Annotated in this window: 15 protein-coding genes and 1 pseudogene; 9 read left to right on the forward strand and 7 right to left on the reverse strand. The window is 73.3% G+C overall.

Going from position 1 to position 12,116, the window contains the following annotated elements; genetic code table 11:
• The first annotated feature begins 16 nt into the window (after window positions 1–16).
• A complete protein-coding gene (locus D9V37_RS02190; protein ID WP_158604349.1) occupies window positions 17–568 on the forward strand; it encodes a DUF4245 domain-containing protein in 552 nt (183 codons plus the stop codon).
• Here D9V37_RS02190 and D9V37_RS02195 read toward each other — a convergent pair.
• Complete coding sequence (locus D9V37_RS02195) at window positions 565–765, reverse strand: exodeoxyribonuclease VII small subunit (protein WP_121804470.1); 201 nt, start codon at window positions 763–765, stop codon at window positions 565–567. The two genes, D9V37_RS02190 and D9V37_RS02195, sit on opposite strands and share 4 nt — an antisense overlap.
• Window positions 752–2,005 carry an exodeoxyribonuclease VII large subunit gene (xseA, locus tag D9V37_RS02200; RefSeq protein WP_121804471.1) on the reverse strand — a complete coding sequence of 418 codons (1,254 nt, stop codon included), beginning with the start codon at window positions 2,003–2,005 and terminating at the stop codon, window positions 752–754. Before xseA ends, D9V37_RS02195 begins: the two co-directional genes overlap by 14 nt.
• 51 nt (window positions 2,006–2,056) lie before the next feature.
• On the opposite strand from xseA, the gene D9V37_RS02205 reads away from it, so the two are divergent.
• From D9V37_RS02205 to D9V37_RS02235, 7 genes are read left to right on the forward strand one after another with little or no spacing between them, the layout of a single operon-like run.
• On the forward strand, window positions 2,057–2,779 hold the full coding sequence (locus D9V37_RS02205; protein ID WP_147455840.1) for a hypothetical protein: 723 nt from the start codon (window positions 2,057–2,059) through the stop codon (window positions 2,777–2,779).
• Between the two features lie 31 nt (window positions 2,780–2,810).
• On the forward strand, window positions 2,811–3,089 hold the full coding sequence (locus D9V37_RS02210; protein WP_121804473.1) for a hypothetical protein: 279 nt from the start codon (window positions 2,811–2,813) through the stop codon (window positions 3,087–3,089).
• Window positions 3,089–4,483 (forward strand): hypothetical protein, encoded by a 1,395-nt coding sequence (locus tag D9V37_RS02215; RefSeq protein WP_121804474.1) that lies wholly within the window; start codon window positions 3,089–3,091, stop codon window positions 4,481–4,483. The genes D9V37_RS02210 and D9V37_RS02215 overlap by 1 nt, the downstream gene beginning before the upstream one ends.
• Window positions 4,484–4,487: 4 nt before the next feature.
• Window positions 4,488–4,685 carry a hypothetical protein gene (locus D9V37_RS02220; protein WP_121804475.1) on the forward strand — a complete coding sequence of 66 codons (198 nt, stop codon included), beginning with the start codon at window positions 4,488–4,490 and terminating at the stop codon, window positions 4,683–4,685.
• Window positions 4,682–5,377: a hypothetical protein gene (locus D9V37_RS02225; protein ID WP_147455841.1), complete on the forward strand. Its 696-nt coding sequence runs from the start codon at window positions 4,682–4,684 to the stop codon at window positions 5,375–5,377. Before D9V37_RS02220 ends, D9V37_RS02225 begins: the two co-directional genes overlap by 4 nt.
• Window positions 5,378–5,402: 25 nt before the next feature.
• The gene (locus tag D9V37_RS02230) at window positions 5,403–6,404 is read left to right on the forward strand and encodes a 4-hydroxy-3-methylbut-2-enyl diphosphate reductase (protein WP_121804477.1); all 1,002 of its coding nucleotides are present in this window, start codon (window positions 5,403–5,405) and stop codon (window positions 6,402–6,404) included.
• Between the two features lie 2 nt (window positions 6,405–6,406).
• Window positions 6,407–7,030: an L-threonylcarbamoyladenylate synthase gene (locus D9V37_RS02235; RefSeq protein ID WP_121804478.1), complete on the forward strand. Its 624-nt coding sequence runs from the start codon at window positions 6,407–6,409 to the stop codon at window positions 7,028–7,030.
• Between the two features lie 95 nt (window positions 7,031–7,125).
• On the opposite strand, the pseudogene D9V37_RS20945 reads toward D9V37_RS02235, so the two are convergent.
• The 3 genes and pseudogenes from D9V37_RS20945 to D9V37_RS02245 all read right to left on the reverse strand — a co-directional run.
• Window positions 7,126–7,458 (reverse strand): annotated as a pseudogene (locus D9V37_RS20945) (DUF6542 domain-containing protein); the annotation flags it as partial.
• Between the two features lie 48 nt (window positions 7,459–7,506).
• Window positions 7,507–8,529 carry a DNA recombination protein RmuC gene (locus D9V37_RS02240; RefSeq protein WP_121804479.1) on the reverse strand — a complete coding sequence of 341 codons (1,023 nt, stop codon included), beginning with the start codon at window positions 8,527–8,529 and terminating at the stop codon, window positions 7,507–7,509.
• Between the two features lie 35 nt (window positions 8,530–8,564).
• Window positions 8,565–9,530, reverse strand: coding sequence for a GlxA family transcriptional regulator (locus D9V37_RS02245; RefSeq protein ID WP_232524689.1), 966 nt, complete (start codon window positions 9,528–9,530; stop codon window positions 8,565–8,567).
• 71 nt (window positions 9,531–9,601) lie between these two features.
• Between D9V37_RS02245 and D9V37_RS02250 the strand changes: the two genes are divergently transcribed.
• The gene (locus D9V37_RS02250; RefSeq protein ID WP_121804480.1) at window positions 9,602–10,879 is read left to right on the forward strand and encodes an MFS transporter; all 1,278 of its coding nucleotides are present in this window, start codon (window positions 9,602–9,604) and stop codon (window positions 10,877–10,879) included.
• On the opposite strand, the gene D9V37_RS02255 is transcribed toward D9V37_RS02250, so the two are convergent.
• Both D9V37_RS02255 and D9V37_RS02260 read right to left on the reverse strand, forming a co-directional pair.
• The gene (locus D9V37_RS02255; RefSeq protein ID WP_198412319.1) at window positions 10,849–11,292 is read right to left on the reverse strand and encodes an NUDIX hydrolase; all 444 of its coding nucleotides are present in this window, start codon (window positions 11,290–11,292) and stop codon (window positions 10,849–10,851) included. The genes D9V37_RS02250 and D9V37_RS02255 overlap by 31 nt on opposite strands.
• On the reverse strand, window positions 11,285–12,082 hold the full coding sequence (locus D9V37_RS02260; protein WP_121804481.1) for an exodeoxyribonuclease III: 798 nt from the start codon (window positions 12,080–12,082) through the stop codon (window positions 11,285–11,287). Before D9V37_RS02260 ends, D9V37_RS02255 begins: the two co-directional genes overlap by 8 nt.
• Window positions 12,083–12,116: the final 34 nt, after the last annotated feature.

Here is a 12,116-nt window from a genome sequence, read left to right on the forward strand (position 1 = left end):
GGGAGAGAATGTCATGGTGTCGAGTGCGCCATCAGCGGGGAAGCCGGGTCGCTACGAACGCTCCTCCAACGGTCTGGTCGGGGCGATGGTGATCCTGGTGCTGGTCATCCTCGCCTTCGTCGGCTTCCGGGCGCTGTTCCGCGGCAACCAGGACGATCCGGTGCCCACCGTCGCCTACCGCGGTGCGGTCACCCAGGCTCGTCAGGACGGCGCGCTGGCCCCGGCCCCCGAGCCGATGCCCTCGGGCTGGCGCGCGACCAGCGTGCGCTACCAGGCCGGGAAGCGCGCCACGTGGCACCTCGGCCTGCTCACCGGTGGCGGCGGCTACGTCGGCATCGAGGAGGCGCACGCGCGCGCGACGAAGCTGGTCGACGCCTACCTGGGCTCGGGCAGCACCCAGGGTCGGGCGCGCCAGCTCGCCGGACGCACCTGGCAGACCTGGCGCGACGGGTCGGCCTACGCCCTGACGTGGACCGGCGGCGGGCGCACCGTGTTCGTCGGCGGGAAGGCGGGGGAGAAGGCGGTCGTCGAGCTGGTCGGGGTGCTGGGCTTCGGCGGAACCGGCTAGTCCTCCTGGGCCTCGATGGCGGCGTCGAGCCGCTCGCGGGCGCCGTCGAGGAAGGCCTGGCAGGTCTTGGCCAGCTGTTCGCCGCGCTCCCACAGGGCCAGCGACTCGGCGAGGCCCTCGCCGCCCTGCTCGAGGCGTTGCACCACCTCGGCGAGCTCGGCGCGGGCCTCCTCGTAGGTGGGCTCATCCTTCGGCATCGGGGGCCTCCCGGTCGGTGGGCTCGGCGTGGGTGGCGGTGACGGTGGCCTCGACGCGACCGGCGGCGACGCGCACCTCGACGGAGTCGCCGGCCGACACCGTGGCGGGGTCGGTGACGACCGCGCCGTCGGCGGTCTGCAGCACCGCGTAGCCGCGGCGCAGGGTCGAGAGCGGTGAGAGTGACCGCACCCGGGCCAGGTGGTGACCCAGGTCGTCGGCGGCGCGGTCCAGGCGGTGGTGCACGGAGCGGCGGGCGCGGTCGCGCAGCGCCTCGACCTCGCCGAGCCGGTCGGCCAGCCCGCCGCGGGGGTCGGCCAGGGCGGGGCGCGAGCGCAGCGCGGACAGGGTGTGCTGCTCGGCGGCGATGCGCGCGTGCACCGCCCGCCGGACGCGGTCGCGCAGCTGGGCCACGCGCTGCTGCTCCTCGGCGACGTCGGGCACCACGCGCTTGGCGGCGTCGGTGGGGGTGGAGGCGCGGACGTCGGCCACCAGGTCGAGCAGCGGACCGTCCTGCTCGTGGCCGATGGCCGAGACCACCGGCGTGCGCGCCCTCGCCACCGCGCGGACCACGGCCTCGTCGGAGAACGGCAGCAGGTCCTCCACCGAGCCGCCGCCGCGGGCGACCACGATGACGTCGACCTCGGGGTCGGCGTCGAGCCGCTCGAGCGCGGCCATGACGTCGCGCGCGGCGTTCATGCCCTGCATCGCCGCGTAGGCCGTGCGCACCTGCACCGCGGGCCATCGACGTCCGGCGTTCTCGACCACGTCGCGCTCGGCGGCCGAGCCCTGCGCGGTGACCAGCCCGACGACGCGGGGCAGGAAGGGCAGCGGCCGCTTCAGTGCTGGGTCGAAGAGACCCTCGGCGGCCAGCAGCCGACGGCGCTGCTCCAGCCGGGCCAGCAGCTCGCCGAGCCCGACCATCCGGATCTCGCGGGCCTGCAGCGAGAGCGTGCCGCGGTTGGCGTAGTAGGACGGCTTGGCGTGCACGACGATGCTGGCGCCCTCGACCAGCGGCGTGGCGAGCGAGTCGGCCAGGTCGGAGCTGCAGGTGACCGACATCGAGATGTCGGCCAGCGCGTCGCGCAACGTCAAGAAGACCGTCCGCATCCCGGCCCGTCGCGAGATCTGGGTGACCTGACCCTCCACCCACACCGCACCCAGCCGCTCGACCCAGCTGCCGATGGCCTGAGCCACGGCGCGCACGGGCGCGGGCTTCTCCGGCGAGGTCTCCATCGGCACGCCAGGAGCCTATGGGTTGGTGCCGACACGGCCGGGGTAGAACGGTTGGTTGTGAGCGATCAGCTGCCTGTGCCCACCGAGGCCGACGGCGCCGCGCTGTTCGAGGCGGAGGCGAACGGGCGAGCCCTGATGTGCACCGTCGACGAGGCCGAGCAGCGAGCGATCGGGTTCGCCCCGCTGGATCGCGGTCCGGACCTCCCGCCCTTCCCGCAGCAGCAGGCCTCCTACGACGACCCGGTCGTGGTCGCCGCCGGCCGCAGGCTGGTCGAGCGCGGGCTCGCCGAGGACCTGCCGACCGACCACTGGGCGGTGCAGGCCAGCGGTCCGCTGCTGGCCTGGTTCGTGGGTCACGTCCTACCGGCCCACCGCTCCTTCGTGATCAGCGTCCATCGCGAGCCCGACGTCGTCGCCCGCCGCCGGCGGCGGGTGACGCTGGTCGGCGGGAACATGAGCATCGTCGAATACCTCGACATCCCCATCGATGCCGGAGGGGAGCCCCTTCCGGTCCGCATCGAAGCGGTGCGACGCGACGTGCTGGTCGAGGAGATCGTCTCCACGGCCTTCGAGCCGCGGCAGCAGGGCCAGCAGCTCACCGTCGACCTGGTGACCACCGCCGCCCACGGTCCGGCTCGGTTCGTCGCCGACCACGAGGTGGCCGGGCTGTCGACGACCGGTCACGGTCTGCGGGGGAAGTCCGAGCGCACCCGGCGCATCGACGCCGCGGGGTACAGGACATATGTCATGGGTCTGGTCACCGAGCTGGCCGCACAGTGATCAGCGTGAACGCGGGGGAGGGCGGTCAGCCATGAGCAGGCCCTACGACGGCGGCGACACCACGACCATCGACTCCGGCGGCGTCGGCCTGCAGAGCGCGAGCACGGCGGTCGACGGGCTCGCCACCGACCTCTCCGGTGCCGGCACCTCGGCTGCCGGAGGAGCGGGCGACCCCGACATCGCCGCGGCCCTGCGCCGCTACGCCGCCGCCGCGTCCGCGATGGCCGACGCCATCCACACCCAGCTCCACGCCGCCGGCCAGCTGGCTCGCAACGCCGCTGCCGACCTCGACACCGCCGGCGGCCACTGATGACCGGCGACCTCACCCCGCCGGAAGGCGACCCGGGCACGCTGACCACCGCCACCGGCTCGCTGGGCACCGCCGCCACCGGGATCGGCAAGCAGAAGACCGCCACGCAGCACGCCGTCGCCACGGCTCTGGAGCAGTGGCACGGCCCGCGCAGCGACGCCTTCCGCCAGGCCGGGGCAGGCCTGCAGGTCGAGCTGGGAATGGTGCAGACCTCCAGCCAGAAGGTCGCCGGGCTGGTCCACGCCTACGGGCTGGCGCTGAAGAAGACCCAGGACGACATCAAGACCTGGGCCAAGGAGGTCAAGGACGCCGACGACCGTGCCGCGCAGGTCGATCCCAGCAGCCCGGAGTCCGACCGCGCGTTCCAGCACGCGGGACAGCTGCGGGGCCAGCTCGAGCAGGACGCGCGCACCGCGGCCCGGCAGCTCAAGCAGCTGGCCGCGCAGATCGCAGCGGAGATCGACGACGAGACCGCCCTGTTGGTGCCGAAGTCGGATTCGCTGTCACCTGAGGCCATACGGCGCCGCGTCTTCGACGAGCTCGGCGTCACCGGGCTGAGCGGCCACGTCTCCGACGCCCAGGCCTGGAAGGCACTCGGCAGCGCGCAGGCCGCCGTCTCGAAGGAGGACGTCGAGGAGGACGGCGAGGTCGACTGGAAGGAGCTGGCCGACCAGCTCAACAACGCCGGCCCCGCCCAGCTCCTGGCCGGCACCATCGGTCCGCTCAGTGGCGCGGAGGGCTGGGCGGTGGCCCGGTTCGCCCAGAACGCCCGTGCGGTCGCGGGCGTGGAGAAGAACGTCCAGGCGATCTTCTCCGACATGGTCGGCCCGATGTCGGACCTCTACAAGAGCGGTATCGCCGGGCTGGGCGACGTGGCCGCGCGGGCCAAGGACGCCTCGGTCGTCGCCGACCTCGAGCGCACGCTGGCCGGCAACCCGGAGAAGCAGACGGCCTCGCTGCTGTCGAAGCTCAAGGCCGGCGGCATCCCCGAGACCGGCTTCCTCGGGGCGGCCGGCCGGTTCCTCGCCGTCGTCGGCGTCGCCAGCGACGTGCTGACGATCATCAACCCCGGCGTGGAGAACAAGACCGAGGGACACGTGCTGCAGGGCGCGGCCGCGCTCAACATCGCCGGTACGGCGGCCGCCTTCGCGCCGACGTTGGCCACGCTGGCCGGCATCAACGCGGTCGCGGACTGGATCCCGGTGGCGGGGCAGGTCGTCATGATCGGCACCGGGCTGTTCCTGGCCGGTGACTGGGCCTACCACCACTTCGGCTGGTTCAAGAGCGGCGTCGACGGGGCGGTCCACGGCGTCACCACGGCGGCCAAGGACACCTGGCACGGCATCACGAGTGCCGGCAGCGCCATCGGCCACGCGTTCTCGAGCATCTTCTAGGCCGATGTCGACCGCTCATCAGGAGACCATCGGCATGGCGGTGTTCACGGCCGTCTTCGTGCTCGTCCTCGTCCTCGCGGTGCGCTACCAGCGACGCGAGGGCAGGCGTCACCCGTGGTTCTTCCCGGCCGTGTTCGGGGTGGTGCTGGGTGTGGTGCTGATGGTCGTCACCGCGAGCGGGACGGCCATCAGCGGATGGTGAGCCGTTTCGACGCCGACGCAGCGGCCGCGGCCGCCCTCGGCGAGACCGGTGACGTCCAGCTCGCCTCGTTGACCCGGGAGGAGCTGCGCGGCGTCGGCGACGACCCGCTCCTGGCCGATGCCGCCGACGCGCTGTGGTGGGACGCGCTCTCCGAGCGCGAGCAGGACCTGGTGCTGGAGACGGCGCAGCGCTCCCTGGTGGCGCGCAACCTGCTCGTGGGCGGCGACGACGGCGCGGTCGACGTGACCGACGAGGTGCGCCTGGTGCTCGCCGCTCGCACCGCCCCGGACTGGGTGGTGGTGCTCGGCGAGCCGAGCGCCGAGCGCGACTTTGACGAGGCACCCGTCCAGCTCGCGCTGATGGCGTTGCCCAGCCCGTCCGGGGATCCCGCCGCGGTGCTCGTCTCGGCACGGTTGGAGGGCATCTACCTGCACCGGCTGGTGTCCACGCCGACGTCCTTCGAGGTCGCCGCCGACTGGCTGCTGCGGGCCGCGGCCGTGGAGGGCGCCGACGTCGCCCGCACCGTCGAGGTGCTGGCCCCGGTGGGCGAGCGGTTGGAGAGTGCCCGCGGGCTGGTCGTGGGGCGTGGGGCGGCCCGCCGGTTCTCGGTGGTCGTCGACGGCGTACCGGGCGAGCCTGCGCCGACCGACCACGACGTCCTCTCGCGCTGGCTGCGCGACCGGGTGGGCTGAACCGGCGCTGCGTACGATGGGCGTCATGTCCGTCGACCTCGGTACGCCTGCCGTGCTGCCCACCGACGAGGCCGAGCGCGCCGTGCTGCTCGCCGCCCCGCGCGGCTACTGCGCCGGTGTCGACCGGGCCGTCATCACCGTCGAGAAGGCGCTGGACCTCTACGGCGCCCCGGTCTACGTGCGCAAGCAGATCGTGCACAACAAGCACGTCGTCGCCACCTTGGAGTCCCGCGGGGCCGTCTTCGTCGAGGAGCTCGACGAGGTGCCGGCCGGGGCCACGGTGGTGTTCTCCGCCCATGGCGTCTCACCGGCCGTGCACGAGCAGGCGCAGGCGCGCGGCCTGAAGACGATCGACGCCACCTGCCCGCTGGTGACCAAGGTCCACCACGAGGCCAAGCGCTTCGCCGCCGAGGACTACGACATCCTGCTCATCGGCCACGCCGGTCACGAGGAGGTCGAGGGCACCTCCGGGGAGGCCCCGGCCCACATCCACCTGGTCGAGGGACCCGACGACGTCGCCGGCGTCGAGGTCCGCGACCCGGACAAGGTGGCCTGGCTCTCGCAGACCACGCTCTCGGTCGACGAGACGATGGAGACCGTCCGCGCCATCCGCGCCCGGTTCCCGCACCTGCTCGACCCGCCCTCGGACGACATCTGCTACGCCACGCAGAACCGGCAGCTGGCGGTCAAGGAGATCGCCCAGGACGCCGACCTGGTCATCGTCGTCGGCTCGGGCAACTCCTCGAACTCGGTGCGCCTGGTCGAGGTGGCCCTGGAGAGCGGCGCGGGTGCGTCCTACCGCGTCGACGACGCCAGCGAGATCCGCGAGGAGTGGCTCGACGGCGTCGCGACGGTCAGCGTCACGTCGGGCGCCTCGGTGCCCGAGGACCTGGTCGACGGGGTGCTGGCCCACCTCGCCGAGCGCGGCTACCCCGACGCCCGTGCGGTGCACAGCGCGGAGGAGTCGCTGATCTTCGCGCTCCCGCCCGAGCTGCGAAAGGACCTGCGCACCGCGGGCCGCGCGTAGCCGTGGCCCGCTACTACGACGTCCATCCGGTCGACCCGCAGCCGCGGGCGATCGCCCAGGTGGTGCAGCTGCTGCGCGACGACGGCCTGCTGGCCTACCCCACCGACTCCGGCTACGCCCTGGGCATCCGGCTGGGCAACCGCGACGGCCTGGAGCGGATGCGCGACATCCGCCAGCTCGACGAGCGCCACCACTTCACCTTGGTGTGCAAGGACTTCGCGCAGATGGGCCGGTTCGTGCACCTGGGCAACGCCGAGTTCCGTGCGGTCAAGGCGGCCACCCCGGGTCCCTACACCTTCATCCTGCCCGCCACCGGGGAGGTGCCGAAGGCCTTCATGCACCCCAAGAAGCGCACCGTCGGCGTCCGCATCCCCGAGCACCGCGTGGTGGCGGCGCTGCTGGAGGAGCTCGACGAACCGTTGCTGTCGACCACCTTGATCCTGCCCGACCAGACCGACCCGATGACCATGGGGTGGGAGGTCAAGGAGGAGCTGGATCAGAAGCTCGACGCGGTCCTCGACGGCGGCGAGGAGACCGACTCCGAGCCCACGACGGTGGTCGACTTCTCCTCCGGCGCACCGGAGGTGACCAGGGTCGGTCGCGGCGATCCCGACCGGTTCTCCTGAGCCGTCTCCGCGACCGGGTCGGGGCCGATGTAGTACGGCGAGCTGCGGCGCGCCAGCTGGTCGCGGCGGGTGGCCATGATCCGGTGCCGGACGCCGAGCACCACCAGCGCGTTGACGTAGCCGGCGAACAGCGCACCGCAGTGGTGGGCCAGACCGGACACCAGCGCCTGGCCCAGACCGTCGGTGGCGTGCGCCACCGCCACCGGGTGGACGGCGGCCAGCACGGCCACCGTGCCGAGCATCAAGAACGGCGGCATCACCCCGACGCCGAAGAACTCCTTCGGCCGGACGGCGACCGCCGCGCCGACGCAGATCAGGACGAAGCCGACGTCGAACAGCGGACTCAGACGATGGGTCACGGTGAGGTCGAGGGCGACCAGCACGGCGCTCACCAGCACCGCCCACCGGATGACCCGGCCGGCCTGCATCGTGCCCTCTTCCCACAGGGTGGGTGCGCTCACCCGATCACCGTAGGGTCATGAACCCCCCTGACCTGCGGCGACGCGCCGGGGCACGACCTCGACGACCGACGGGCCCGGCAGCGGCTGCGGCACCGGTCCGAGGTCGTCGAAGCGGCGGGCGGTGACCAGCACCCGCGCCTCCAGCGAGCCGACCGTGCTGTTGAACGCCTCGACCGACCCCCGCAGCGAGCGCCCGAGCTTGTCCAGGTGGTCGCTCATCGAGCCCAGCCGCTGGTGCAGCTCGCGGCCCAGCGCGTGCACCTCGTGCGCGCGCTCGGTCAGCCGGGCGTGGGACCAGCCCATCGCCACCGTGCGCAGCAGCGCGATCAGCGTGGTGGGGGTGGCGATCACGACCTGTCGCTCGGCCGCGCGCTCGAGCAGGTCGGGGTCGGCCTCTAGGGCGGCCGAGAGGAACGACTCGCCGGGCACGAAGAGCACCACGAACTCCGGTGCCCCGGGCAGCGAGCGCCAGTACGCCTTGGCGCCGAGTGCCGCGGCGTGGCTGCGCAGCTGCCGGGCGTGGCGGGCCAGGTGCGCGGCGTAGGCCTCGGGGTCGTCGCTGGCGGTGGCGTCGAGGAAGGCGTCCAGCGGCACCTTGGCGTCGACCACCACGTGCCGACCGCCGGCCAGCCGCACCACCAGGTCGGGCCGCTGGGCGCCGTCGGCCGAGGCGAGGTGGGTCTGCTCGGTGAAGTCGCAGCGGTCGACCAGACCGGCCAGCTCGACCGCCCGCCGCAGGTGCATCTCACCCCACCGACCGCGCACCTGCGGCTTGCGCAGCGCCGTGGCCAGCGAACCGGTCTCGCGGCGCAGCAGGTCGGTGCTGTGCCGGACGTCGTCGACCTGCTGGCGCAGCTGGCTCTGCCACGAGACGCCCTGGTGGGAGAGGTCGTCGAGGCGCTCGGCGAGCCGGTCGAGCCCCTGGCTGACCGACTCGGCGAGCCCGGCCTCGCGGACGGCGGCCGGTCGCGAGCGCACCCACAGCACCCCCAGCGCGAAGCCGAGGAGGAGCCCGATGAGGGGGAGGAGGATCTGCATGCGGCCATCGTGAGGGCGACCACCGACAGTCTTCGTCAGCCGGCCCCGCGGAAGGTGCTGCGGTAGGCGCTGGGCGAGACCCCGGCTGTGCGCCGCAGGTGCTGGCGCAGGGAGGCCGAGGTGCCCAGTCCGGCGCTCCGCGCGACGACGTCGACGGGCAGGTCGGTGCTCTCCAGCAGCCGCTGCGCCTCCCGGACCCGCTGCAGCACCAGCCACGCGCCGGGGGAGTGGCCGGTCTCGGCGCGGAACCGGCGGGTGAAGGTCCGCACGCTCATCGACGCCCGGTCGGCCAGCTCCGCGACGTTGAGGGGCTCGGCGAGGTGCTCCAGCGCCCAGCTGCGCACGGCCGCGGTCGAGACGGTGCCGGCGTCGGGCAGGGTGCGGTCGATGAACTGCGCCTGGCCGCCCTCGCGCCAGGGTGGGACGACGTTGTAGCGGGCGACGGCGTTGGCGACCTCGGTGCCGTGGTCGAGGCGCACCAGGTGCAGCGAGAGGTCGACGCCGGCGCCGATGCCGGCGGAGGTGAAGACGCCGCCGTCCTCGACGAAGAGCAGGTTCTCGTCCAGGTGGACCCGCGGGTACAGCGCCCGGAAGTCCTCGGCCATGGCCCAGTGCGTGGTGGCCCGGCGGCCGTCGAGCACCCCCGCGGCACCGAGGACGAAGGCCCCGGTGCAGATCGAGACCAGCCGGGCCGAGGCCGGCACGGTGGCGAGCGCGTCGCGCAGGTCGTCCGGCAGCACACCCTCGAACCGCGGCCCGGGCATGCGGGTGCCGGGCACCACCACCGTGTCGGCCTGCGCCAGGGCGGTGGCGTCGGCGTGCGGGACGATGTCGTAGCCGAGGGTGGTGCTCAGGGAGGAGCCGTCGAGTCCGGCCACGGTGACCTCGTAGGCGGGCCGGTCGTCCGCCGTGCGCACCGAGCCGAAGATCTGGGCCGGCGTGGTCAGGTCGTAGCCCACGACGGGAGCGAGCCCGAGGACGACGACGCGGTGCGGACGCATGGCCGGATCCTTGCACATCATGGCGTTCGGGCCACTCGCCAGCGGACCGTGCGGTCCGCAGAATCGTCGTCGTGACCCTCCTGGAGACCCGACCGAGCCGCCGCGTCCACCCGGCGTGGAGCGTCGCCGCCGTCGCCTTCGTGACGCTGGTGGGCGCCGCCGCGTTCCGCTCGGTGCCCGGTGTGCTCATGGACCCGCTGCACATGGAGTTCGGCTGGTCGCACGCGACGATCGGCTTCGCCGTCTCGGTCAACATGGCGCTCTTCGGGCTGTTCTCGCCCTTCGCCGCCGCCCTGATGGACCGGTTCGGGGTGCGCCCGGTGGTCGTGGTGGCGCTGCTGCTGGTCTCGATCGGCAGCGGCCTGACGGTGTTCATGACGGCGGCGTGGCAGCTGGTGCTGCTGTGGGGCGTGTGCGTCGGCGTCGGCACCGGCTCGATGTCGATGGCGTTCGTCGCCACGGTCAGCGCGCGGTGGTTCGTGACCCGGCGCGGCCTGGTCAGCGGCATCCTCACCGCCGGTAACGCCACCGGACAGCTGGTCTTCCTGCCGGTGGTGGCGGCGGTGGCCACCCATCACGGGTGGCGCTCGGCGGCGTTGACGGCCAGCGTCGCGGCCCTGGCCGTCGTGCCGCTGGTGCTGCTCTTCTTGCGCAACCACCCGCACGACCACGGTCTGCGCGCCTACGGCGCCACCGACGCCGACCCGGGCCCGGCCCGCAGCGCAGCCGTCGGATCGTCGGCCGGACGCGCGGTGCGCGTGCTACTCACCGCGGCCCGCACCCCCACCTTCTGGCTGCTGGCCGGAGGCTTCGCGATCTGCGGCGCCACCACCAACGGGCTCATCGCCACCCACTTCATCCCGGCCGCGGGCGACCACGGGATGCCGGCCACCACCGCGGCGGGCCTGCTGGCGCTGGTCGGCGTCTTCGACGTCGGCGGCACCATCTGCTCGGGCTGGCTCACCGACCGCGTCGATCCGCGCCGGCTGCTGGTGGCCTACTACTCCCTGCGCGGCGTGGGGCTGCTGCTGCTGCCGTCGCTGCTCCACCCGTCGGTGCAGCCGAGCACGCTGGTCTTCGTCATCTTCTACGGCCTGGACTGGGTGGCCACCGTGCCGCCGACCGTGATGCTGGCGCGCGAGGCGTACGGCGACGACGGCCCGATCGTCTTCGGCTGGGTGTTCGCCAGCCACCAGCTCGGCGCCGCCCTGGCCGCCACCGGCGCGGGCATCGTACGCGACCAGACCGGCAGCTACACCCCGGCGTTCCTCGCCGCCGCTGCACTCTGCGTCGTCGCGGCCGTGCTCTCGGTGGTGGTTCAGAGGAGGCCGGCGACGCGCCTGGCGTAGTCGACCTGCGAGACCCGCTCGAGGTCCTCGATCGCGTCGAGCGCGAACCAGCCCGCGGTGTCGGTGGAGCCGCCGACCTCGTCGCGCAGCTCCCCGCCGACCACCCGGCACCGGTAGACGATGCGCACCTGGTGCTGGGCGGGCTCGCCGGGCAGCAGCCGCTGCGCCGCGGTGAGCACGCGCGACTGGATGCCGAGCAGAGCCTCGACCACCACCTCGTAGCCGGTCTCCTCGCGCACCTCCCGCACGACCGCGTCGGCGGGGTCCTCGCCCCAGTCGATCCCGCCGCCGGGCAGCGTCCACGCGGACGCACCGTGCTCGCGCCAGTGCGCGAGGAGCATGCCGCGCTCGTCGGTGATGACGGCGTAGGCGGCGATGCGGGTGTCGCGGTCGGCCGCTGCAGGGTCAGTCATCGGCCATCTCCACGACCACCGGCGCGTGGTCCGAGGCCCCCTTCCCGGCCCGCTCGTCGCGGTCGACGAAGGCCCCGGTGACCCGGGAGGCGAGGGCGGGGGAGCCGAGCAGGAAGTCGATCCGCATGCCGCGGTTCCGCTCGAACCGCTGCCGGTAGTAGTCCCAGTAGGTGTAGATCTCCGGGTCGTCCGTGAACGGCCGGGCGAGGTCGGCGTAGCCGTCGTCGAGGAAGGCCGAGAACGCGGCGCGCTCGGGCGGGGTGACGTGGGTGTCCTTAGCGAAGGCGGCGATGTCGTAGACGTCCTCGTCGCGGGGGGCGATGTTCCAGTCGCCGACGAGGGCCGTCTGACCACTCAGCCAGGGCAGGGCGGCCTCGCGCAGTCGGGCCAGCCAGTCGAGCTTGTAGTGGTAGTGCGGGTCGTCGACCTTGCGGCCGTTGGGCACGTAGAGCGACCAGATCCGCACGCCGGCGCAGGTGACGCCGATGGCGCGGGCCTCGGCGACCGGGTCCCCACCTTTGACGGTGTCGGCCCACGAGGGCATCCCTGGGAAGCCGACCTCGACGTCCTCGAGCCCCACCCGGCTGATGACGGCGACGCCGTTCCACTGGCTGAAGCCGGACGCGGCGATGTCGTAGCCGAGCGACTGCAGGCCCATCAGCGGCAGCTGGTCCTCGCGGGCCTTGGTCTCCTGCACCGCCAGGACGTCGACGTCGTGCCGCTCGAGGAAGGCCTCGACGCGGTCGATGCGGGAGCGCAGCGAGTTGACGTTCCAGGTGGCGATCCGCACTCGCCCCACCTTAGGGACAGGTAGCGTTGGCTCG

It is taken from the genome of Nocardioides mangrovicus (genome assembly GCF_003674065.1).
GTDB lineage: Bacteria > Actinomycetota > Actinomycetes > Propionibacteriales > Nocardioidaceae > Marmoricola > Marmoricola mangrovicus.